The organism is Pseudomonas sp. AP19 (genome assembly GCF_001728855.1).
Classification (GTDB): domain Bacteria; phylum Pseudomonadota; class Gammaproteobacteria; order Pseudomonadales; family Pseudomonadaceae; genus Aquipseudomonas; species Aquipseudomonas fluorescens.
Window position 1 is genome coordinate 1 of record NZ_LXJP01000028.1, and the last position, 21,516, is coordinate 21,516.

Consider the following 21,516-nt stretch of genomic DNA (forward strand, 5'->3'; position numbering starts at 1 on the left):
ACTCGGCGCGCAGTTAGCCACCGCCACCAGGTCGCCGTCTGCGTCGTACAGACCGATTTCGCGAATCCAGTGCCCACCCTCGTCGGCCGGGATAATCTGCTCGGCAATAATCACCGCCGGGTTCACCGGATCGACCCACACCTGATTCAAGGGACGGCGGCGCCATTCGTTGATCAGGCGAGTCTGTGCTGCACTGGGGATGGGGTCAGTGTTGTTAGCATCACCCACGCCCATGTCAGTGAACTTCCAGGGAATGCCGAGCGCGTCAGCGTTCGCCTGCTTAGCCATTCCCACGTTTGTGAGGATCGCGAAAAACTGCGAATTCGCATCAATCATAATAAACGTCCAGGGTGTCAATAGAGTGTTCGCGTCCGACCACGCCAAAAGCCCCGGTGACCTCAATGTCACGCATGACCGGCGGGTAAACGTCGATTTCGTCGCCTTCGTACAGGGCAACACTGATGTTCAAAAGACCTTGAGTTTCGAGACTGATCGCCAGCCCGGTCAGGTGCCGGCTGACGGGCTTGGCGTCATCAATCAGCCGCTCCAGTTCCTGATACATCTCCTCAGTGATACCGGTGTCGAGAACGCCAACTTTCAACGCGAAGGTGCCAGGGATGCCTTCCGGCACCATCTTGAACCACTCGATAATCTCGATCAGGTAGCCCAAGGGCTCGACCACACGACGCAATGCGCCGATGGTCCCTTTGTGGGCATGAATGTAGTAAGACGCCTTGATGGCCGCGCGCTTGGTCGCTTCAGTCCATCGGTAATCCCAGCGATCCACCGACCAGGCCCACGCCAGATGCGGCAGCAAATGAACCGGGCAGGTATCGGCGTTGTAGAGGTTGCGCAGCGGGGCAATCGTTTTCTCAAAAAAAGTAGCCTCCATGGCCCGTTCCAGTTGCGTGCTGTTGATCGGCAGTAGGCTTTTCATATCAGCCCGCCAGCGTCACGGTGTAACCCGTACAGAACGCCGCCTGCGCCTTGGTCGGGGCCAGGTCCAACCATCCAACCAGTTCGACCCGGGAGACGCCGGCAATGTGTAGCTGTGCATCCACGCCGGATCGTGCTACCTCGACGCCAAGCCGCTTGCGCGGATTGATCCAGGCAGCCAGTCGGGCTTTCGCCTCGACCAAACTGGCATCGGCTTCAGGCCCAGCGCTAGCCATGTGCAGAATCGCGTTAATTTGATAGCGGATCACCTGGGCGCTCTGCACCGTCACTCGATCTCCCACCGGCCGCACGTTTTCATCATTTAGCGCGGCGGTCACCGTAGCCAGCAGTGCGGGGGAAGCCACGCCTTCCCCTTCCAGACCCAACACCGTTACCGTCACGTAACAAGGCGCGGGGCTTTCTGCCGTTGCATCCGCCACCAGACCGGACGCGTTTCGCGCATGCAGGATGTAGCTGTTACGCGGGCCGGCCGTGGTCAGCCCCTCGTAGGCCAACTGAATACGCTCCCGAAACGGGTCGTCGTCCTCCTTGACCTCCGGTACCGGCGGCACCGCCAGCAGATCCTCGGCCTGAATAACCAGGCGCTTCAAATTGACGTTGGCTCCCAAGTGATCGAGGTCGCCACGTATGGCGTGTGCCAGCAGTACTGCCTTGCCGGCGTCATTGACCCGGGCGCGGTTGCCGACCTTGATGTAAGCGCCGACCTCCAACACCTTAACCACTGGGTCGCTTTCAAGCGCGGCGGTCCAGTTGCCACCCATATACCCGCGAAAAACGCTGAGCCCGTCCTGGTAAACCTCTTCGAAGTCCAGCGGCTCCAACACGGTCGGCGCCGGCAACGACGACAGATCCACAATACTCATACGGCCACCTCCAACGTGACGGCGTCGCCCAGGTACTGCCCGACGATCTTCAGATTGATTTGCCCGCCGATAACGGAAACGACGCGTACCTGATCCAGTTTCAAACGCGGCTCCCAACGCCCCAGGGCCCGGGCAACTTCCGCCTGTACAGCGCTTTTCCAGCCCTCGTTAACGGGCAAATCCACAAACCGCCGCAGCTTACTGCCGTAATCCGGCCGATGCCGGCGGCTGCCCAACGGCGTGCCCAAGATGTCTGGAACTGATTGGCGCAAGTGCGCGATGCCGGAAATGGGCTGGCCGGTATGGCGGTCCATTCCGATCATTGTGATTACTCCTTCAATTGCTCCAGATCCGGGTGCGCTTTCAAGAACGCATATTGATCATCGCCACATGCGGTGACGCGACCGGCAATAACAGGAAGCGTCTCGCCGCTGGGCAGGATCAGTGTTCGCGAGGTGAAAACCTTGTCGCGAAAGACACGCGCGGGGCCGATGGACTCCAACGCGTCAGCAGTCGCGGGAAAACCAAGCGGCGCGGGCTTCAAACCCACAACCGCAATCGCTTCGACGGACCCGGCCGAATCGCCATCGGTTCTAGACTTACTCATAAGGCAAACTCCAGGTGTAAAAAAACCCGCACTAGGCGGGCCGTTGGGGGGTTGAAATTAATGCGTGTGGTGATTGCTGTTACCACCGGCGTCAATGATCGCGCCGGCACTGGTGATGCCCTTTGTAACGTGCAATGCACCGTCGATCAGCACCGCCGCTTTCAGATTGATGTTGCCGGTGGTCACGTTCACGGCGCTGTCCGTGATAACCGCCTCTGTACTGGCGACTTTGATGGTCACCGTTCCGCTCGGCAGGGTGATGCTGTAGCTCTTGGCCTGCCAGTCGTAGATCAGCGAGCCACCATCGTCAAAGCGCCAGACTTCCACATGGTCACGGTTATCCGGTGGTGGGCCGGCATTGCCATACAAGCCCGGGATGAAGGTCCCTTGCGCCACGTCACCGCTGGCACTGACTAAAGCCCCCTGCTCACCCATGGAGGGCGCCCGCCAGTGCCTGGCCTTGCCGGCGGCAATACTGTGCCAGCGCACCCAGGCGCTGACCCATTCGCCATCGGACACCCGGCACACCGGCGGCGAGGCGGCCAGGTCGAGCGCCACCACATAACAATCCTTCACCACCCCGGCGAGCATGCGGTCGTGCTGGGCAGTGGCATAGCCGCTCACAAGTCCTCCGCAGGAACAAAGTCCTCTTTAACGTCGTTATTGAAGCCAAACAACAGCATCCCCGGCGGTTGGTCAGGCCAGGGCCATTCCTCGGGACCGACATACACTTGCTGCGTCCACTCCACCAGCCACACCGTGTAGCCATCCAATGCCGGCTGGGTCCAATCCTGCAACGCCTGAACGAACTCTGCTGGCTCGACCGCCAGCCCCCAGGTCTGTGCCCGCAGTTGAACGGCGAGCTGAGTAGCCAACTGCACCGCCTGTTGCTGATGCCGGGGATGAATCGGGTCAACAATGATGCGTGCCTCGAACTTGCACACCAACACGGTTTCACCCGTGCCGATGTCGGTACCCGGTTCAATCTCAGCCAGCTCCAGAAACACAGCCGGCAACGCGATACGATCTTCGATGTTCGGCCAGGCAGTTACGGCCTGAACTCCAGGCAGGTGACTCGACAGGTGTTGCTCTATCGCCTGATATAGCTGATCCAGACTAAAAGGTTCGTCAGCCATTACCCGATCCTCTTGAGGTATTTCTGCAGCTCAAAGTTGAGTTCCTGTTTCAGAATCTCCAGTAAGCGTTCATCGGCCTTTTGTACCCAGCTTTCAAAGTGGGGACGGGCTTGCTCCAGAGAGACCTTCGCCTTTGCCAGCGGAAAGCGACTGCCGTTTTCCGCCACCCATCCCGAACTCGGCCCGCGCCCCGGCGACACCGTGCTGTCAGGGTAATCGTCAGCGTTGAAGTGTTTGCTCGCGGTACGGATCCAGATGTCCGGCTTGTTGCCGTAAACCTTCTTGAGAAACGCACCTTGATACCGCCGCCCCGCCACCGACACACCGCTGCCTGTCTGCCGTGCGCGGCCGATCCGGCTGGACTCGATAGCGTTCAAACCAAACCACAGCTTGCCGCTCGAAGCCCCGCCGGACACCGGGTAACTGCGCAACCGTTGACGCACCGCCGCGACAGCAATGCGCTCTTGCCGACTAACCGCACGGGCGATGTGCGTACGCAGCCACCCCAGCGTCTTGTTGATGGCTCGACGGTGAGCAGTCGCAGCAGCCTTGGGCACCAGCTTGGCAAAGTCCTGAAACGCCTGCAGGTCCGCGGCTGACGACTGGATGGAGATCATGCCGCCGCCAGCCGAGGGCTTGTAGTAACTACCGATGCTCATGGGCGTAACCTCAGGATCAAGGCGACCAGACCGTCGCCACTCGGCTCCAGCTGCAGCAGGTCGTAATCGCCGCCGCCATCCAAAGCAGGCAAGTCGATGCTGACCAATAGCCCTCGTTTCAAGCCTTCCGAATCGCTGACGCGGATCTCAAACCGAGGCTCGCGCAAGCCGGTGTTGAGCTTGCCGAGCTTGGGCTGCAACCAGGGCGCCGCGAACATGCCGAGTACTGGTTCTTCGCGTCCCTCGATCCGTGCGGTATCGCCCAGTGTTTCGAACACCACCGCGTCGATGTCGTCGATCAGTTCGCGGAAGGCCACGGTCACATCTCCAGCAGGATCTGCGCCCGAGGCCGCGTGCACAGGTGCAGCGGGTTGGACTGGGCTTCACCGGCGACACCCTTGTTGAACGGCAGCGGCTCGATCTTGCTGTAGTACGGGATGCCCTGGGTGTTGACCGTTTCCATGTAGTCGGCCGGTGCAAAGCACGATATGTACAGGTCAGGAACGCCCTCGGGAACCAGCAGCGCCTTGTCGTCATGGACGAACGAAACGCCGGCAACCTTGCCGCGATAGCGCTCCCAGACAATGCCACCGAACTCGAAACTTTCACGAGCATCACCGCGCAGAGACGCGGCCTGCATGGTGTTGCGGTAGGTCTCCTTGACCGACTCATGGACGATCAGTTCGTTCCAGAAGTTTTTGCCGCAGAAGGCGCGGGAGCCGGTAGTAGTTACGTTGCCCAGCGCATCCTCCTGCATATCCAAGGCCACGCCACACTTAACACGGACTTCCGTACTCGGGTTACTCAGCTCCATGGGTAACCTCTGTCGCTTAACACCGAAACGATCATAAATGTCCAACAGAACCGTTTTGCCGTCCGCGTCCAGCACCACGCCGTTCATCGCACCCATGCGTTGAAATTCATGGGTGGCATCCAACTGACGGCGTGCCTTACCCAGGTGCTTGTTGACCACGTCCTGCACAGCCTGCAATTCGGTGAGCGTGCCGAAGGCGCGGATGCCCTGGATCTCATCCGCCCTGATGGTGAAGCGTTCGGGCAGGTGCACGGTATTGAACGGAATTAACGTACGCTTAGTAGCGCCAACCACCAGGCCCGAGGTACCGCGCTCGCCCGCTGGCACCAGCGCCAGGGTGTCGCCGTCCTTCTCGATCTGCACGGTCAGCGTGCTGATGCCCTCTTCGCGGAACAGGCCCAGGCTGCTGATGCGGCCTGGCAGGTATTCCTGGTCATTGATTGCAGCGGTCAGCGAGGAGACGCTAAATGCATCGTCTTCAAAAATTGCGATATCGGCCATGGGTACTCTCCAGAAACGAAAAATCCCGCACGCGGCGGGATGGATAAAAGAGGGTGAAAGTCTTAGCGGACGATCACGAAATGGGTAGCCAGGGCCTTTTCAGCGGCAGGATCAAGGCCCGTCAAATGCGCTTCACTGACCTCGGCCTGGCGCACTACGGCGCGACCGCGACGGACCACATCAGACTGCCCCAGTGGGCCGTAAAGAATTGCGATCGCGTTCTCAGAGCCGTCTTCAGCTGTCGGCTGATAGGGTGCGAACTCGCCCGTAGCGGTCACCAATCCGAGGATCTGGCCCGGTTCCAATGCCGGGCCGGCAGCAACGTTGATCGCTTCGCGGGAAATTGTGCCAGGGCCCTCGGACAGCAAAAACTCGCCCGCGTGCATCGATTCAGTTTTCATGCTTTTGCTCCTTTCGAGGTTCCGTTCTGTGCCGCCTGACGGGTGGCCCAGATTGAGTGGGTGTCGACCTGTTTGGCCTTGACCGTTTGGGCCGGGTCATCATCCAGCGGCAGGCTGTTGTTAATTTCAAAACCGCCGCCGCTGCTCACCAGCTTGTCGAACAACCGCGCGCGAACTGCCGCTTCGTCGAGGCCAGCGCTGATGAATTCGCCGGTCAGCTCTGGCAATCGTGCTGCTACGCACAGGCCGTGCAGGGCTTTGGCATTGGTCAGCGCGGCTTGGATCACGGCTTCGCTTTCCAACTTCGTCGCAGCGAGTATCGGATCCACCAGGTTGCTGATGCCCGCCGCCGCACACCCCTTGGTGACCATCAGCGCTAGCCCGGCCGCGTCCAGTACAGGTGCTGGTGGATCGACAGGCTCAGGCAGCTCCACTTCCGGCTCTTCATCAAGCTGGGCGAGCAGTTCGGCCGGGGCATTCTGGAAACGCTGCAGCACACTCCCCTGGCCGAGACAGGCGCTGACCTTGAGGCCGTCGCCGACTTCATCGGCCAAGCCCAGCGCCACCGCCTCGTTGGCCGTGAGCCAGGTTTCAGCATTGACCATGCGCCGCAGCTCGGCTTCGTCGATGTCCGGCGCCTTGGCCTTGTAGGCCGCGATGATCGCCTCCAGGGTCTGGTCCAGCACATCCGCAACACGGCGGAAGTCTTCGGCATCACCACCTGTAAAGGTGTAGGGGTTGTGGATCATCAGCATGGCATTGGCTGCGATCACCACTCGGTGAGCGCCGCACACTGCGACACTGGCAGCGCTCGCCGCCAGGGCATCAATGCGACCCGTGCAGCGCTCGCCGAGGCGCGAGAGCGCGTTGTGGATCGCCAGGCCGTCGAACAAGTCCCCGCCGATGCTGTTAAAGGCAACAATCACCGGTGACGCGCCGTCATCCATGGCGCGCAGGTCCTGAACGAACTGATTAGCGGTGACGCCCCAGGCGCCGATCTCGCCGTACACAAAGATTTCGATGCTGCGTTGCTCGGCTTCGCCGCTGGCCTGGAGGGTGTACCAGCTTTTGTCGGCGACCTTGACCTGCTTGCCCGCCTTGTCATAAATACGAGGTTTCGTTTTTTTGCTCATGGTTGTTCCTTGTCATCGAACTGCTCAATGGCTTCAAGAGTGCTGTAATTGAGACGGAGGTCTGTAGCCCTGGCGAGGTCGGCGGCGTTTTCCGTGTCGACCGTTTCCGCGTCGTAGCCCGTGCGCAACACCATCTCGCTGCGAGAGGCAAAGCCCGCTTTCACTTCCATCTGCCGCGCCTGCACGTCCTGCACCGGCTGGATATAGGCCCAGCCTTGCGGCACCCAACGCGTTCGCAGGTATTCACGCCGACGTTGCGCGTAGTCCTCCAGCACCAGGGCGCCGGACAGCACGGCCATGTCCAGCCAGGCAGCACGCACAGGGCGGCACAGCTGATGCACATAAACGCCGAATTGCAGTTGCTCCAGGCGGCGTCGGAACTCGTTAAGCACCACCCGCAGCGCCCGGTCGTTGACCTCACGCATGTCGCCGGTGAGGATCTCGTACGGCGTGCCCGAACCCGCCGCCGCAGCCATCAGCTGCTGCCGCATGAAGTCCGGGTAGTTGTTGCCGGCGTCCGGGGGTTTGGAGAACTCCACCTCTTCACCTGGCCCAAGCTCCTGCATGGTGCCGGGTTCCAGCGCGACCATCGGTGTGAAGCCGTCGCGGTCGGTGGTCAGCAATTGCCCCGTGACAGGATCGCGTGGCTGCTGCCCACTGTCCGGTGCCGGCCGCTTGATGAAGCCTGCGAACAGATTCGCCACCTCCTGGCGAAACAGCACCGCGTCGTCGTAATTGTCGAGGCTACGCAGCCGCTTCAACACGGGGGCCAAACGCGGCACGCCGCGCAACTGTCCGGGTTCCATTGGTTCGAAGATGTGCAGCACCTGCGTGGCCGGTACACGCACCAACTGGTTGTAACCGGCGTTTAGCGACGATGAGTCGCGTGGGTGCGAGAGATACATCCAGTACGCCACACGCTTACCTGCCGGGTTGAACTCGATTCCGGCGCGGATCACGTTGCCGTTTTTGGCCGTCTCGAACTTGTCGTGGGGAACAAATTCAGGAGCCAGCGCCTGCAGCTGCAGTGGCACCGCCAAGCCCTCACTAAGGCTACGTGGTCGCAACCGCACAAAGCATTCACCGGCGGTTTCAACGGTGCGTGCCACCAGTGCCTGCATGCCGTAGAAGTCGGTCAGCTCATCGGCATCCGCTTCGTCCACCCAGTCATCCCACAGCTGCTGCTGGAGTTTGCGCAGCTCTGCGTCATCCGTGGTCGGCCTGGGCGTGATGCCGGTACCGATCAGGTTGCTGACGCGCTTGTCAATTACGTTGAACGCATACGGATCATTGCGCACCGCCGCCCGCGAACGTGCCCGCAGGTTGCGCAGGGCCGGGGTATTGATGCTGTTGATGCCGTTGTCGGTGGCCTCCCAACTGGCCGAACGTCGGCCCTCACCGGCGCCTTCATAACTGGCCTTGATGTTCGACGGCAGCAAGAATCCGTTACGGGTCAGCGTCGGATAATGTCGGGCCATTAGATTCCCTTGCCTCCGTGGGTAAGCCGGATCACGCGAGAGCGCGGCCCGGCGGCTTGGCTCAGCGACGTGCGGATCTCGTCGCGGGCCTTGAGCAGTTCGTCGATGGAGCGGTACTCCACCGTACGGTCGGTGTAGCGCACGGTCTTTTCACCGCGTGCAATGGCGCGCTCGATGGCGTCGAGGTGCTTCGGGGTAAACGACATATCAGCGTCTCTTCAGGTAGCCGCTGGTGGAGCTGCGGCGTTGTGGGGGGGCGACTGGTCGCGGTTGGGAGACCGGTGCCACGAGTTGCTGCACCGAATCCGGTGTCGCGGGAGCCTGTACGGCAACCGTGACTCGCTCAGCAGCAACCACCTTTTCATCGAATAAACCGGCCTGGGCCAGCGAATTACGCACCCGGTCCCAGTCGTGTTCCTGATACCGGTTGATGCCGAGGTAATGCGCCATTGCCAGGCAATACACCATCAAGTCGAGCGCTTCGTTGCGCTCGGCCTTGCCCTTGATCCATTCGATCCGCTTGTGGCCCCGCACGTACTTGGCGACCTTGCGTTCGGCCACGCACTGGGCGAAAAACTCGTCCGGCAGGTCGTTGGCAAAGTGCAGCGCACCCGGGCCGGACTCGAACGGGTAGCGGTTGTAGATCCAGTCCTTCGCGGTGTCGGTGCCGACAAACCACAACTCGGCGCCGCCGCGTTCGGTCTGGCCCTTCCAGGTCACGTCGACCATGGACGGCCGTTGAGCGATTACCGGCTTACCGGGCTTGCTCGCCCCCTTGATGGCGAAGATGTTGCGCCAGCGCCGAACGCGGCAGAACTGGTACACCTCGTCGGTGTGGTGACCACCGGAGTCGACAGCGACCGCAAGAATGCCCAGGCCAACACCGCAGGGATGCCGGTACCGCTCTTTCAAAAGCTCATCCAGCACCGCCCAGGTGCGTTCGTCTGACGGGTCACCGGCGATCACCCGGTGATCAATGACCCAGCGCTCCATCCCGACGCCCCAGCCCATCGCCATAAACTCCAGGCGGTCGGCCTGTACGTCGACGGCGCCGGTAATCATCATCACGGCGGCGGGCATCGCACCGAGGGAGTACCCTTCTCGGCGCGCCCGCTCGATCAGCACCGATGCCTTGGTCTGCGCTTGCGCGCTGTCCCACACCTTAGCCAGACGGGTGTTGTAGAACACCTGCATGGGCTCCAGGTCGCCCTTGGCCTGGGCCTTTTTCGCCTTCTCGAATTGCTTAGCCAGCGACTTCCAGCCCGTCCAACCCAATGGTGAATACAGCGCGTTGAGGTGGAAGCCGACCGTTTCGCCATCGCCCTTCGCATGGGCGCGCCACTCACCACGGGCGAGCATGTCGCCCTTGTGGTGCTCTTCGATCAACACATCACAGTCAGGCCCGGCGCACTCGTAGTGCACCACGCTGAAGTCCTGGGAGTAATGCAGCCGCTCCCACTCCAGGGTCTGCATGTGCCCGCAGGTCGGGCACGGCACGTAGTAATAACGCTGGTCGCTGCCCTCGAACAGATCATCAATGCGCGAGGCGTCTTTGATCGTAGGCGAGCTGGAAAAGTAGAACTTGGCATTGCGCCCGAACGTGCTGCCACGCGTTTCCGCCAGCTCGATGGGATCGCCCTCTTCGCCGATATCTACCTCCCAACGGTCGATCTCGTCGCCATAAACATATCGCGCAGACAGTTCTGAAAGGTTGGCAGCGGAGCCTGCGGTGGTGACGTAGAGCGACCCACCCTCAAACTCCTTAGTGTCCATGGTGTTGCGTGAGTCACGCGACCGGCTGGAGGCAACACGCTCGCGCAGCACGGGCGTGGCCTTGATAGTTTTGCTGATCCGAGACGACACCCGTTTCGCCAGGCCCAGGCTGGGAAGCAGCGCGAGAATGTTGGACGGAGCCATATGGATTAAGCCGCCGATCCAATTCAACCCGATCTGCGTTTTCATTAACTGGGAGGCGACCATCGTTATCACGCGCTTGCAGGGATGAGCCGGCGATAGGCAACGCATGGGCTCCCGAGCATAAGGGGTACGCGAGGTTCGGTATTGGCCTGGCTCAGCGGCACCCGAGTCGCGCGGGATCCGCATGTATTCGTCAGCCCACTGGTCTATCCAAACGTCCGGATCAGGCTGGAGTCCACGGAAATACGCCTCACGGTACACCTCTGCACCATCAGGAAATTCCGTGTGCATGGGGGTCAACTCATGGTCAGTGCATGTTCAAGGTCAGAGGTAGACATACGTTCAGCGTCCTCCAGCGAACGCCGGATGGCAGCTGTTAAATGCCTTTCGATTATCCAAGGGTCGGTCATTGCAGCCAGCTCTGGCGCAAGCTGTGGGGGCATGCCAAGCAGTTGATCGCGCAGCAGACGGCCCGCATTGTAGGCACCGGTTTCCACTGCTTCGCGATCCACCAGGGTGCCTTGTTGCTTGCGATAGTTGTCTTGCTCCTGCAGAGCAAGGTAGTGCTCTCGCAGAGCGCGGGACTTCTGAAAGTCTACCGCCTGCCCAACTAGCGGCACCGCAGGTTCTTCGGTGGCTATTTTCGCCTCTCGCTCAAGACGAAGCCGGTTATGACGGTCGGCGACAGCGGCTTTACTGGGATCCGCAGACTCCGCCAGCAACGCCTCGGTAGCTTCCAGCTCTACCTTGCCGTCATCGGTCAGCACCAGGCGATCCTGATTCGCCAGCTTGGAAACATAAGATTTGGCCCAGCCACGTCGTGCCGCAAACTCCGTTTTGCTAATTACGGTCATGATGGAATCTCCTGTTCACCCAATGAATCCGGGTAGTTCACCTGTTCACCTCAGTTCACTAAGCTGGTGAACTGTCCGCTAACACTTTCCCGCGGGTTTCATGCCCCGTACCCCTCAAATGCCGGCAGGGTCCCCGGCAACTTTCGGCGCACCATTTTGATGCGCCGCCGAGGGCGGTCAGGTTGAACGCCGCCACCCTGGCCCCCGGCATCAACCCACCCTCCAGACCCGGGAGAGATTGCCCGAACTCTGACAAACTGACCCGACGAATACCGCCAGCAACACCACCAGCGGCCACGAATTCCGAGGCATGATCAACTGTCCTTTGCCGATGTAAACGACTACCGCGCCGGACGCCACCATCACCAACCATGCAAGACAACTCATGTCACGCCGGAAGCGAGCGCCATGGCGGCGGAAGGTAAACAGACGAACGAAGAGCGCCACGCACAACCAGAATGTGGCCTGAGTTAGCACTTCCGCAATCACGTGACTATCCATCCTGCCTCCCATGCGGTTCGGCATCGATACCGCGTCGCTTGATGATGGCGAGTGCGACCGTGACCACCAGTACCGACGCACCGAATGCAGCTGGCCCGGAATGCTTGAACGGCCGAATGCCCCACAACTCCAACTCGCCAAGGCTTGGGGCAAACAGATATCCCATGACGAAGGACACCAGAAGGAACACCACCCGCTTCCAGACCGGCAATTCTTCGGTGGTGGTAAAGAACACCAGGGCACCGGCAAGAGCGCCGATCACAGCAAGCGCATCAATTCCGGTAAACAACCCCGTTACAGCAGCACCGGCACCGCCGGCCACGACAACAGTTGCAGCCGTGCTCGCTGGCTCGCCCATGCTGATAACTCCATTGCAGACACCCATCGGGCAGAAAAAGAAAACCCCGCCGAAGCGGGGTGAAGTGACCGGTTTAGGGAAACCGGATAAAGCGTGCACAGCACGTGCGACGTCAGCGCCAAGGCGCAAATTCCATATCGTGGGGGCTTTTTACCCTGCTCCGGAAAAACCGAAAAGGGGTGTTTTTCGGTTGATACGCTCGACGCACCTTTGACGCACTTTGACGCAGCTTTGAGGCAATCCCTCTAGACGAACGGCAGTTAGTAAGACCTCATGCGGGCCACTGTTGATGCTCGCGTCAGATCAGTTGCCGGCGATTTCACGCGCATATTCCGTGCACGACCTGGCGCACTACGCACGGTCAAGATCACCTGTACCTGCTGGTGCAAAGCGTGGACCCAGTTCCTATACGTCCGATCCGCATCATCACCCAAGCCCAACAATGGCAACTGAGAGCGTACCGACCAGGCAGGCCGAGGCAGATAGCGATTACGCGCCAGTTTTGCGAGCAACGCCCCTTTTTCGGACTGCCGCTCCAGCTCCGCGAGGGCCGCTGCAACCTCCATTGCAGCGTGGTCCATCCCACCACCGGAAGCCATCATAAGATCGCGAGATCCTGGAGTTCCGCGAGGGGCAGAACCGCCCCACTCCATGATCGTCGCCATAGGGCTGCCCAACCCACCGCCATCACCAACCTGGTTGAACTGGTTACCCCAATGCTGCATGAGTTCTTCAATTTCTTCGATCATCACACCTCTCCCCCACCCAAAACCGACCCCAACACAAAAAACGCCGTACCCAACACAAACCCAACACAACTAAAACCTTTTAAAATCAATAGCTTTAAATCAAATGTGTTGAGTGTGTTGAGTGTGTTGGGTTTAACGGTTCTCGCATAAGAAAAAAATCTTGCTGTCGTTGGTTCAAATAACGTCGCCCATGCGCGTGCGCGACGACAAACCCAACACACCCAACACACAAGGCGGGAAGCCGCGAAATAGAAGGACTGAAACTGTGTGAGGTATCGAAAACCAACCCAACACACACCCGACACACCCAACACACTTTTAACCGGACTCATGCTGCAGCCGCCTTGATGTGGTCCCAATTGTCGACGTTCCACCCTGCCAGGCGCGCCGCAGCCCGCCACGCAACCACCGCTTTGCCCAGGTCGGCCGAGCTCAGTGATGGGGGCTGGGAAGCCTGCTCATCGCGGGGAAAGAAGAACGCTCCAAACTTGCGGTTGCTGCCATCGGTCCAGGGGATAGCGCGGGTCTTGTCTACCTCCGAGCCAATGAACAACGAGAACTTCGTCTGGCTCATCACGTGCTCTTTGTTGCGGTGGCACCATTCCAGGAACATCGCGTAGAGGTCGGTGGACAAACAGGCGCCCCACATATCACGCCCAAGCTCGCCGTACTGCCAAAGGAACAGGAAAGTTTGCCAGCTGGCCCGGCTCAACGCCACCAGCCGCTCACGCGCATCAGTGCTTGGCGGTCTGGTGCGCTGGTCGAAATCGCCCAGGTCAACGGCCAACAACCACGCGTACAACGCTGCAACACCACCATTCTCCAGCTCTCGGCCCACCGCTTTCTGGCGCTCCACCGGAAGCGTTTCCATCGGCCATAGCACCAACATTCGCCGGTCACTGGGCGCGATCGGCCAGGGCATAATCTCGTTACTGAGGAACGCGGCGTTCATGTGGTTGGCCTCCTCCCAACCGTTGATGAACTTGGATTCCATGCGCACTGTCTTGCCGGTGACCAGATGCTTGATCTTGCCTACCTGGTTATAACGCTGATCACGACTCACAACCTCTTCAAACACTGCCCAAAGCTTGCGGCTTTGCCAGGCGTTAAAGTTGCTTTCGAGCTGAGTCTGCCCGACCGTGGCCGCGTACTGTCCATAGAGCAAACCGAACGCATCGGCGAACAACAGGCTTTTGCCCGAGCCCTCCATGGTTGAGTGAGCCAGCACGGCCGTATCCATTTTCGCGCCTAGGTGCTGCAAAGGGTACGCCAACCACTTGACCAGCCAATCGCGCGAGGACTGATCGTGGTTGCACAGGAAGGAGATCAACCACCGCAGGTTCTCGCAAGCTGCGTCGTCGCGGCTGGGCTCCATTGGCAGTCCGTCGAAGGTATTGATGTAGACGTTGGGATCCTTCGTCATCGTCGGGTCGAACACAATGTTCTCCACGTCAACGACTCGCCGCTCCGGGCTGTTCAACCACATACCGTACATATCGCCGAGCGCCATCTTGACGGCGCCTTCCGCGATGCGGCGTTTCTTCTCCCGGTCCCACACGTCTTTGGTGCCGTCGATGTAGACATAGCGCTCAATCGGCTCCAAGTTCAGCGCACCGCCCTTCTTGCCCGCCATCTTGCGGGCTTGCTCGATCTCACTAACCTTGTCTACCGAGATCAACTTTTTGCCGGTGTCATCCATCCATTGTTTGGCCAGCGGCTTGCCAACCCGTGCTTCAAACGCGGTTTTCTTCATAATCCGTGACTTGTCGAGGTCCCACACATGGGTGGTGCCCTCGACCAACACGTACCGGCGAAGCACTTGCTCATAGGTCAACGACTCCCCCGCCCCCCCGTCAGCAGCCGGAGCGGCTTCACTGGGCTGCGTACTTGAGTCTTGCTCGCTGGCATCCGCCGATGGGGCCGGGGGAAGATCTTGTGAGTCTGGCCGCGATGCGTGCTGCATACCCAACATCCGAGCTGCGTCCTTTACTGCCTTCGACTGGTCGCCATCGTGGTCCAGCAGGCAAAACACCTCAAACGCGTCATTCTGGTGACCATTAGCCAGCGGATCCGCACCGTGGTGCGAATAGACCTTGCGGTCGGTGACAGTCACACCAGGTAGCCCGGTGCTGCTGTGTGGATATAGCCATTTGTTACCACGCTTGATGTAGTCGTGGGCACGCAATAGCTCTTCCACATCGTGGCACCGATTGAACTCATTGATCACCGAGGGTTTGCCGTCAGCAACTGGAGCACGCTTGATAGGTTTCGCGACGGGCTTCTTCGGTTTGGGCGCCCAAGGGCACGCGGCCTCGGCGCTGCGCTTGAAGACGTCCCAATTCTGCCAAATGTTCAACAGCTCGGTGGTAAGCACGGGCAGACCATCAGCTGCATTCGGCGGAGTTCGCCAGGTGTACGGCTTGCCAGTCCCCGGATGGATTGATGGCGGGAATACGTCCTGCACCAAGCCCGCGCGCAGCTCAAACACCGTGAAGCGCTTGTATTCCTCAGCCTCGGCTTTCGCTGCAGCCTCATCAGCAGTATCACCTCGCTCTTTCGCTGTCTTGGCCCGAGCCATCAATGCCTTGTGAATCGCCCCATCAGGGTCTTTCTCATTGGGCCAGGAAAGCGAGTGGCGTGTCAGCTCGATTTCATCCGGCATTTTGAATAGCACGCGAAACCGCAACGGGTTGCCCACGATGGTTGGATAAACCACCGCCATGGCGTCCAGATCGAGGCCCATCTGGTCGAACAACACAAACCGCGTCCACTGCACATCATCAACGTCCAATGAGCAGACACGGCTTGGCCCGAGCACGACGCCCAGGTTGTGGTTAGGATTACGTTGCCAGAATGCTTCGGCGGCGGCAGGGTCGGTGATGTAACCGCCCGGCTTGTTCCAGCCCATACCCTTCGGTGCCTTCTCGCCCGGGTCAATCGGGACCAGGGCAAGGTTAAAGGTGTCGATGTAGCGGCGAGCCCAGGACGATATCGGCATCCCACTAACCCCCGCACTCATAACGGACGCTCCATTTGCTCACGCGCTACTTTGCTTCGCGTAGCCGCTGTAGTGCTTCGGAAACTGAAATCACTTGAAATCCAACCGGCAAAGAAAAATTCTCGACGTTGGTAAGTACGAGGTCGCCATCCCTCAACGGGCTCCTGCCATCCCAATTGTCCACTACTCGCTTGCCTCCGAACGCGTGCAGGAACGCCTTCGAGTTTCTGGTCTTGCCGGAAGCCTGCGGTCCGGCGATGATCAATGGCTTGCCCATAACGCACCTCAATGGAGAAAAAAATATGCTGAAGGAAGAACTGCGCCACACCCATTTTCCATACTGTATTGCCAAGCAAGAGGACGGTACGTACGTCGTCACCAACCGCAACTACAAACCAATTGGTTTCTTGACAGGCGACTGGGTGGACTACAGCGACAGCCCAATCGGGGTGAAAATCAAAGGCCTCACAGCGAAGGTCGCCGCGAAGCTTGATCATCAGGGGAGAGAGGACCTCGATAACATCTATCTGTACGGCGACGGGTGCACTCCAACGTCGGATAAAAAATCCATGGACGCCTATCTCTCCAGGCTCGCGATACTGATGAAATTGAAAATAGGAAACTGACGCGCGCTGGGAGGTTGAATCACGCACGCTTCACCTCCCTGATCTGCTGGCAACTGACGCAGGTAGCACAGCCCTGAATCGTCTGCTGACGAAGTATCGGGATAGGCTCGTCGCAATCCTCACAGAATTGCGCGCTGACGGAGCATGTCGGCCGAGGACGGCGTGCCAAGGCAAGCTGTCGAAAGTGCTCGGCCGCATCGTTGGCGATATCGATATCATCAGACATTTTGGTGGGCCTCCATCGCTTCCCTGGCCCCTGCCATAATCCCTAGCACCGCACGGATCACATCGGCGCCGTGCTTCTCCAAGCATTCGACCTCGTGCGGTTCCCAGAGGTTGTCTGCCGCACCTTCGTGCATGCTGGAAACAAACAGCCCCGTCTGGTGCAGCACCTTGCTGACAGCCAGCAAAGCCTCCTTGGTCGGCGCCGCGGCTTCCGGCTTATACCAAACCATGCCCGCGGGGCGCATCAGGGCGTCCAACAGCAAGGGATGTGCCGTTAGGCGGATGACCTCCTCCAACTCATCAGGATCAAGCCAACGCTGCTCGAAATCGTGCTTGACCTTCTTCTGCAGGCTGTCGTAATCCATCACCATATCGAGCGCCAGAGCGGTAACACCGCCATGGTAATCATGCGCCGCCCGATAAATTGCCTTGCGAAGTGAAAGAACCGGCGCAATGGCCGGCGACTGTTCTATGCGATTCATAACCGTAAATTCCCCGTTTACGGTCTAGCCATAGAAACGGGCACGCCCTATCCTACGACCACGACCGATGTGCATGTGCTGTGTGTCGTCGTAGCCGGACTGGGGGATCTTTGGTGAGAGGCCCCAGTCCGGCACCCTTTCAAGCTGCGGACTTTAAGCCAGCTGCTTCTTTTTCTTGGGAATAAAGGCTCTCAATGGCCTTTCCCGTTACATACCGAACATCCGCACCTTTGGCTGCCCGATTAATTGTTGGCTGTGTCGTACCCACACGCTCTGCAATGACGCGCTGGGATAAACCAGTGCTCAGTAACTCCGCGAGCATTTGCTGAATAGTCATATCAATCACCGATGCGCTTTCGCATTGACCGCCACAATACACAAACGTATTGATCGATTCAATACACTTAGCGATACGTTTATGAATCAAGGTGAGAAAAAGTGATCGGCGATCGCATTGCTCAGCGTATGAATGAGATGAACTTGTCCGAAGGCGAGCTTGGCCGGCGCTCTGGGGTTCCCCAACCGACGATTCATAGGATTGTGACCAACGCCGTTGTCAGTCCACGCCACCAAAATGTCGAAAAGATTGCGAAGGCTCTCAAGGTCAGCAGCAACTGGCTTTGGAAGGGAGGCGATCAATCAGACCAGGGGGCCAAACACATTAACGGCGGCGCAGTCGCAGAGAATAATGTTGAGCCGGGTCCAACCATCAAAGGATATGTCCCACTGATATCTTGGGTTCAAGCCGGGGCATGGTGCGAAGTTACGGATGTAAAAACGCTCGATGATGCAGAGGTTTGGCTTCCCTGTGCCGCCTCTCACAGCAACCAAAGCTATGCTTTACGCGTGAGAGGACTATCGATGTTCAACCAGCACGAGCGCCGCTCTTTCCGCGACGGCGATATAATTTTCGTCGACCCTGCGAAAGATGCTGAAAACGGATCACTTGTTATCGCAAAACTAGTCGACAGCCAGGAAGCGACCTTCAAGCAACTGGTGATGGAGGGAAGCAGACGCTTTCTAAAACCGTTGAACCCCGCGTGGCCCGAACCAATTATTGAGCTGGGCACAGACGCTACAATTTGCGGAGTGGTGTTCTCCAAGCTCGAAATTTTTTAAGCACTTCTTCAGCGCGAAGGCACGCTTGATGCGTGCCTTTTTTACGCCTCGCTAAAAATCAATTCAAATACGCATTGACTCGATCAATACGTATTTGTATCGTTTGCATCGTTACCTCTCACCAAAGAGTACGAGCCATGCAAACAACACAGCACAGCACCACCCGCTGCCCTGTCTACCTCCACCCGGCTGCGGCGACCAGCCCCGGCGCGGTAGAGCGTATTCAGCGCTGCACCGGCCTGTTGGTCATCGTCAATCTGGGACGCGCCACCATGGCGCCCGCGCCGGTAACAATCGCTACCGATGACCGGGGTCCATGGGGAGGTGATGCAGCATGAGACCGATCCTGATTGGCCTCACCGGCCGCGCTCGATCTGGCAAGACCACTGCCGCCGAACACTTGGCGCGCACTTACCTGCTGGAGCAATACGCCTTCGCCGACCCGCTCCGCGATGGCCTGATGGCAATCTTCAACCTCGACCCGACCGACTTTGAAGGCGATCGCAAAGAGCTGCCGCTCGGCTGGCTGGACCGCTCACCGCGCCAACTTATGCAGTCGATGGGCACCGAGTGGGCACGCAACACCGTGCACCCGGATGTGTGGGTGAAGCTCGCGGAGCAGAACCTCGACTATATGAGTAATGCACTGGGTGCCGTTCTCGGATTCGTTGTCAGCGACGTACGCTTCGAAAACGAAGCAGAACTGATCCGCCGCAGGGGCGGGACGGTCATCCATATCATCCGGCCCAATGCCCTCACGGTGAACCCACACATCAGCGAGGCCGGTATCGCGGTTAATCCCGCCGATTTGACGCTGCCCAACTATGGCACGGTCGAGGCCTTCCTACGCTCGCTGGACGAGGTGTTCCTGACGATTCGCCGCCTGCAGCAACAGTCCGAACATATCTCTGCCTGAGGCCCGCCGTCATGAACCGCACCCTGGATCAAACAGCCGCTTTGCTCGGGCTCAAGCCCCGCGCCTTCCGCACCAGGTTGCGGGAACTCGGCGTGCTGAACTCGTCCGGCGACCTGGCCAGCGCACACCGCGAGCGCGGATACCTGTTCTCCGACCCGCGCAGCCGCTGGAATCCAACACTCCGCAACTACGCCCACTACTCCGTGGTGCTGGTCAAGGAAGCGGGTGTTGAGTGGATCGCCAAGAAGCTGGACATCGCCATCACCAAGAAGGACGCAGCAGCATGAAGACGCCGAACGCCATCAACTCCGCTGTAGGCGCCCTGAAATTGGTGCCGATGTACCTCAACCATCCAACGGTGATCAGTCGCGCCACGCTGATCGGCGCCTCTGCCGAAGCCGTCGCGCTGCTGGAGTCATTGCCCTGCGTGTCGGTCGAGTTGGCCGAAGTGTTCCGCTGCGTTGACGCAGTAATCGCGGAAGGTCAGATCGCCTACGTGACGCCGGTGAAGTGCCCGGAATACCCATACGGCGCTGTCGTCGCAGACGCCGAGGGCAACGTCCTCGCAGCGGCGAAGGGCAAGAGCAAAGAAGGTCTCGCCGAACTGATCCGCCTCAAGCTGGTGCCCCGAAAGGAGGGGCATGGGGAGGAATCCGCGTGACCACCACCCTGGAACAACTCCGGCGCCAGTTCGCCACGCCGTGCCCAACCTTGACCGCCGTGCGTGAACAGTACTTCACGCACATACGCACCGACCGCTACCTGCTGAGCGAAATCAAGGCAGGTCGTATCACGCTGGTGGTGAAGCGGCTGCACTGCTCGGCCCGTGCCAAGCCCGTCGTTTACCTCCACGACCTGGCCGACTATCTCGACGCCCAAGCGACGAAGCAAGCGGCCTGATTCAAACGGTAGCCCCTGCCGACCAGGGGCAACACAGCCAATGAGGCACAGCACATGAATACTAAAGCACGTCCCTTTATGGACACCCTGCGCGACATCGAGGCCGGTGGCCTGCTGGACGAACTCACCGAGGCGCAGCACAGCCTGATCGACGCCATCCGCATGACCGGCAAGGGCGGCGATCTGACCATCAAGCTTACCTACAAGCCTGATGGCGGCGGCCAGATGACCGTGAAGGCCGACGTAAAGACCAAAGAGCCTGTACTGGCGCGCGGAACGTCGCTGTTCTTCCTCACGCCCGAAGGCAACATCACCCGCCGCGACCCACGCCAGCAGGAAATCCCGCTGCGCAGTGTCGAGGATGAACCCGGACCTGGAGCTTTGCGCCAGATCAGCCAGTAACACCCGCCCCACCAACCTCTCACCAAATTTTCACCCACTGGAGCACATCCAATGCAACAAGCCCTACAGCACCTGGTCACCTTGGCTCAGTCCCTCGGCAAACCAATGGAGGTCCCGGGCATCCCTGCGCCGCTGGCACTCCTACCGAACGGGGTCAGCATCGAAAGCCTGGAACACCTGCTGCCCGCGCCTTCACGCATCAAGCAGAAGCTCACCGTGCTGGATGCCGAGTCGTTCATCAGCTACGTGAATCGTTTTTCCACTCAGGCCACGGCGGTGTTTTGCAACGGCCCCGAAGGCCGGACTTTCACGGCAGTCATCGACTACCACAATCCGGCTACACCCGCCTGGCGCGATCATGTAGCGACGTACCGCTGCCCGACCACCGTTGAATGGGGCAACTGGAAGGAAAAGGACCGCAAGCGCATGGACCAGGCCACCTTCGCCGAATTCATCGAAGACAACGTGAAGGACATCACCCACCACCCCGCGCACGAGAACACCCCAAGCGCTGCCGACATGCTCGAAATCAGCCGCACCCTGGAAGCCAAGAAGATCATCACGTTCCGCCAAGGCACCCGCCTCGACAACGGCCAGGTGCAACTGACCTACAACGAAGAGATCGACGGGCGCGCTGGCGAAGCTGGCCAGTTGCGTATCCCCGAAGAGTTCTTCATTGCGCTCAAGCCGTTCCTCGGCGGCGATACCTTCTGCGTGCCCGCCCGCTTCCGCTATCGCATTCAGGAAGGTCGCTTGGTCATGTGGTACGAACTGGTGCGCGCCGACAAGGTGCTCGAAGAAGCCTACAACGCCGTGCGCGCCAAGATCGAGGGCGACATCACCAACGTGCCGCTCTATGAAGCCACGTTCTAACTAACTCCCTGCAACACCCCGTCGTCGTCCTCTCACCAAAACTGTCC

General features: G+C 59.5%; 33 protein-coding genes. 9 read left to right on the forward strand and 24 right to left on the reverse strand.

The genetic code is table 11. The features are described from left to right. The 21 genes from A7D21_RS19245 to A7D21_RS19345 all read right to left on the reverse strand — a co-directional run. Positions 1–336, reverse strand: a 336-nt coding sequence (locus A7D21_RS19245; protein WP_171902621.1) for a phage tail protein, incomplete at its 3' end; no start/stop codon positions are given. Continuing rightward, entirely contained in the window at positions 329–937 is a 609-nt protein-coding gene (locus A7D21_RS19250) for a phage tail protein I (RefSeq protein WP_069552397.1), read from the reverse strand. The genes A7D21_RS19250 and A7D21_RS19245, both read right to left, overlap by 8 nt. Before the next feature lies 1 nt (position 938). Beyond that, positions 939–1,820, reverse strand: coding sequence for a baseplate J/gp47 family protein (locus tag A7D21_RS19255; RefSeq protein ID WP_069552398.1), 882 nt, complete (start codon positions 1,818–1,820; stop codon positions 939–941). Further along, positions 1,817–2,143: a GPW/gp25 family protein gene (locus A7D21_RS19260; protein WP_069552399.1), complete on the reverse strand. Its 327-nt coding sequence runs from the start codon at positions 2,141–2,143 to the stop codon at positions 1,817–1,819. Before A7D21_RS19260 ends, A7D21_RS19255 begins: the two co-directional genes overlap by 4 nt. 5 nt (positions 2,144–2,148) lie before the next feature. Continuing rightward, entirely contained in the window at positions 2,149–2,427 is a 279-nt protein-coding gene (locus A7D21_RS19265; protein WP_069552400.1) for a hypothetical protein, read from the reverse strand. Between the two features lie 57 nt (positions 2,428–2,484). Beyond that, positions 2,485–3,018 (reverse strand): phage baseplate assembly protein V, encoded by a 534-nt coding sequence (locus tag A7D21_RS19270; RefSeq protein ID WP_069552483.1) that lies wholly within the window; start codon positions 3,016–3,018, stop codon positions 2,485–2,487. Between the two features lie 29 nt (positions 3,019–3,047). Further along, complete coding sequence (locus A7D21_RS19275; protein ID WP_069552401.1) at positions 3,048–3,563, reverse strand: hypothetical protein; 516 nt, start codon at positions 3,561–3,563, stop codon at positions 3,048–3,050. Beyond that, entirely contained in the window at positions 3,563–4,222 is a 660-nt protein-coding gene (locus A7D21_RS19280; protein WP_069552402.1) for a hypothetical protein, read from the reverse strand. The genes A7D21_RS19275 and A7D21_RS19280 overlap by 1 nt, the downstream gene beginning before the upstream one ends. Then, positions 4,219–4,539 carry a hypothetical protein gene (locus tag A7D21_RS19285; RefSeq protein ID WP_069552403.1) on the reverse strand — a complete coding sequence of 107 codons (321 nt, stop codon included), beginning with the start codon at positions 4,537–4,539 and terminating at the stop codon, positions 4,219–4,221. Before A7D21_RS19285 ends, A7D21_RS19280 begins: the two co-directional genes overlap by 4 nt. 2 nt (positions 4,540–4,541) lie before the next feature. Then, the gene (locus tag A7D21_RS19290; protein ID WP_069552404.1) at positions 4,542–5,537 is read right to left on the reverse strand and encodes a major capsid protein; all 996 of its coding nucleotides are present in this window, start codon (positions 5,535–5,537) and stop codon (positions 4,542–4,544) included. Between the two features lie 62 nt (positions 5,538–5,599). Then, positions 5,600–5,938: a head decoration protein gene (locus A7D21_RS19295; protein WP_069552405.1), complete on the reverse strand. Its 339-nt coding sequence runs from the start codon at positions 5,936–5,938 to the stop codon at positions 5,600–5,602. After that, positions 5,935–7,071 (reverse strand): head maturation protease, ClpP-related, encoded by a 1,137-nt coding sequence (locus A7D21_RS19300; RefSeq protein WP_069552406.1) that lies wholly within the window; start codon positions 7,069–7,071, stop codon positions 5,935–5,937. The genes A7D21_RS19295 and A7D21_RS19300 overlap by 4 nt, the downstream gene beginning before the upstream one ends. Continuing rightward, a complete protein-coding gene (locus A7D21_RS19305) occupies positions 7,068–8,549 on the reverse strand; it encodes a phage portal protein (RefSeq protein ID WP_069552407.1) in 1,482 nt (493 codons plus the stop codon). The genes A7D21_RS19300 and A7D21_RS19305 overlap by 4 nt, the downstream gene beginning before the upstream one ends. Next, positions 8,549–8,755, reverse strand: coding sequence for a phage head-tail joining protein (locus tag A7D21_RS19310; protein ID WP_069552408.1), 207 nt, complete (start codon positions 8,753–8,755; stop codon positions 8,549–8,551). The genes A7D21_RS19305 and A7D21_RS19310 overlap by 1 nt, the downstream gene beginning before the upstream one ends. Before the next feature lies 1 nt (position 8,756). Then, on the reverse strand, positions 8,757–10,757 hold the full coding sequence (locus A7D21_RS19315) for a phage terminase large subunit family protein (protein WP_069552409.1): 2,001 nt from the start codon (positions 10,755–10,757) through the stop codon (positions 8,757–8,759). Positions 10,758–10,762: 5 nt separating this feature from the next. After that, positions 10,763–11,320: a terminase small subunit gene (locus A7D21_RS19320; RefSeq protein ID WP_069552410.1), complete on the reverse strand. Its 558-nt coding sequence runs from the start codon at positions 11,318–11,320 to the stop codon at positions 10,763–10,765. Between the two features lie 210 nt (positions 11,321–11,530). Next, complete coding sequence (locus A7D21_RS19325) at positions 11,531–11,821, reverse strand: phage holin family protein (protein WP_069552411.1); 291 nt, start codon at positions 11,819–11,821, stop codon at positions 11,531–11,533. Further along, complete coding sequence (locus A7D21_RS19330; protein ID WP_025856644.1) at positions 11,814–12,179, reverse strand: putative holin; 366 nt, start codon at positions 12,177–12,179, stop codon at positions 11,814–11,816. The genes A7D21_RS19325 and A7D21_RS19330 overlap by 8 nt, the downstream gene beginning before the upstream one ends. A gap of 260 nt (positions 12,180–12,439) precedes the next feature. Next, the gene (locus tag A7D21_RS19335) at positions 12,440–12,928 is read right to left on the reverse strand and encodes a hypothetical protein (RefSeq protein WP_069552412.1); all 489 of its coding nucleotides are present in this window, start codon (positions 12,926–12,928) and stop codon (positions 12,440–12,442) included. A 328-nt stretch (positions 12,929–13,256) separates the two neighbouring features. Then, positions 13,257–15,947 carry a bifunctional DNA primase/polymerase gene (locus A7D21_RS19340; protein ID WP_069552413.1) on the reverse strand — a complete coding sequence of 897 codons (2,691 nt, stop codon included), beginning with the start codon at positions 15,945–15,947 and terminating at the stop codon, positions 13,257–13,259. 25 nt (positions 15,948–15,972) lie between these two features. Further along, positions 15,973–16,203 (reverse strand): hypothetical protein, encoded by a 231-nt coding sequence (locus A7D21_RS19345; protein WP_069552414.1) that lies wholly within the window; start codon positions 16,201–16,203, stop codon positions 15,973–15,975. Between the two features lie 25 nt (positions 16,204–16,228). On the opposite strand from A7D21_RS19345, the gene A7D21_RS19350 reads away from it, so the two are divergent. Continuing rightward, positions 16,229–16,552 (forward strand): hypothetical protein, encoded by a 324-nt coding sequence (locus A7D21_RS19350; protein WP_069552415.1) that lies wholly within the window; start codon positions 16,229–16,231, stop codon positions 16,550–16,552. Between the two features lie 19 nt (positions 16,553–16,571). Here the strand turns inward: A7D21_RS19350 and A7D21_RS19355 are convergent, their stop codons facing one another. The 3 genes from A7D21_RS19355 to A7D21_RS34505 form a co-directional block, all read right to left on the reverse strand. Then, positions 16,572–16,778, reverse strand: coding sequence for a TraR/DksA C4-type zinc finger protein (locus A7D21_RS19355; protein ID WP_069552416.1), 207 nt, complete (start codon positions 16,776–16,778; stop codon positions 16,572–16,574). After that, entirely contained in the window at positions 16,771–17,259 is a 489-nt protein-coding gene (locus tag A7D21_RS19360) for a phage regulatory CII family protein (protein ID WP_069552417.1), read from the reverse strand. Before A7D21_RS19360 ends, A7D21_RS19355 begins: the two co-directional genes overlap by 8 nt. Positions 17,260–17,398: 139 nt before the next feature. Next, complete coding sequence (locus A7D21_RS34505) at positions 17,399–17,596, reverse strand: hypothetical protein (RefSeq protein ID WP_083272210.1); 198 nt, start codon at positions 17,594–17,596, stop codon at positions 17,399–17,401. A 101-nt stretch (positions 17,597–17,697) separates the two neighbouring features. On the opposite strand from A7D21_RS34505, the gene A7D21_RS19365 reads away from it, so the two are divergent. From A7D21_RS19365 to A7D21_RS19395, 8 genes are all read left to right on the forward strand, one after another. Next, positions 17,698–18,378 (forward strand): S24 family peptidase, encoded by a 681-nt coding sequence (locus A7D21_RS19365; protein ID WP_069552418.1) that lies wholly within the window; start codon positions 17,698–17,700, stop codon positions 18,376–18,378. Positions 18,379–18,515: 137 nt separating this feature from the next. Next, the gene (locus A7D21_RS34510; RefSeq protein ID WP_083272211.1) at positions 18,516–18,716 is read left to right on the forward strand and encodes a hypothetical protein; all 201 of its coding nucleotides are present in this window, start codon (positions 18,516–18,518) and stop codon (positions 18,714–18,716) included. Continuing rightward, on the forward strand, positions 18,713–19,294 hold the full coding sequence (locus A7D21_RS19370; protein ID WP_069552419.1) for a deoxynucleotide monophosphate kinase: 582 nt from the start codon (positions 18,713–18,715) through the stop codon (positions 19,292–19,294). Before A7D21_RS34510 ends, A7D21_RS19370 begins: the two co-directional genes overlap by 4 nt. Positions 19,295–19,305: 11 nt before the next feature. Beyond that, on the forward strand, positions 19,306–19,581 hold the full coding sequence (locus tag A7D21_RS19375) for a hypothetical protein (RefSeq protein ID WP_069552420.1): 276 nt from the start codon (positions 19,306–19,308) through the stop codon (positions 19,579–19,581). Beyond that, a complete protein-coding gene (locus A7D21_RS19380; RefSeq protein WP_047541807.1) occupies positions 19,578–19,955 on the forward strand; it encodes a hypothetical protein in 378 nt (125 codons plus the stop codon). The genes A7D21_RS19375 and A7D21_RS19380 overlap by 4 nt, the downstream gene beginning before the upstream one ends. After that, positions 19,952–20,194, forward strand: coding sequence for a pyocin activator PrtN family protein (locus A7D21_RS19385; protein ID WP_069552421.1), 243 nt, complete (start codon positions 19,952–19,954; stop codon positions 20,192–20,194). The genes A7D21_RS19380 and A7D21_RS19385 overlap by 4 nt, the downstream gene beginning before the upstream one ends. Positions 20,195–20,248: 54 nt before the next feature. Then, on the forward strand, positions 20,249–20,596 hold the full coding sequence (locus A7D21_RS19390) for a hypothetical protein (RefSeq protein WP_083272212.1): 348 nt from the start codon (positions 20,249–20,251) through the stop codon (positions 20,594–20,596). A 51-nt stretch (positions 20,597–20,647) separates the two neighbouring features. Then, entirely contained in the window at positions 20,648–21,469 is an 822-nt protein-coding gene (locus A7D21_RS19395) for a YfdQ family protein (protein WP_069552423.1), read from the forward strand. The last annotated feature ends 47 nt before the right edge of the window (positions 21,470–21,516 follow it).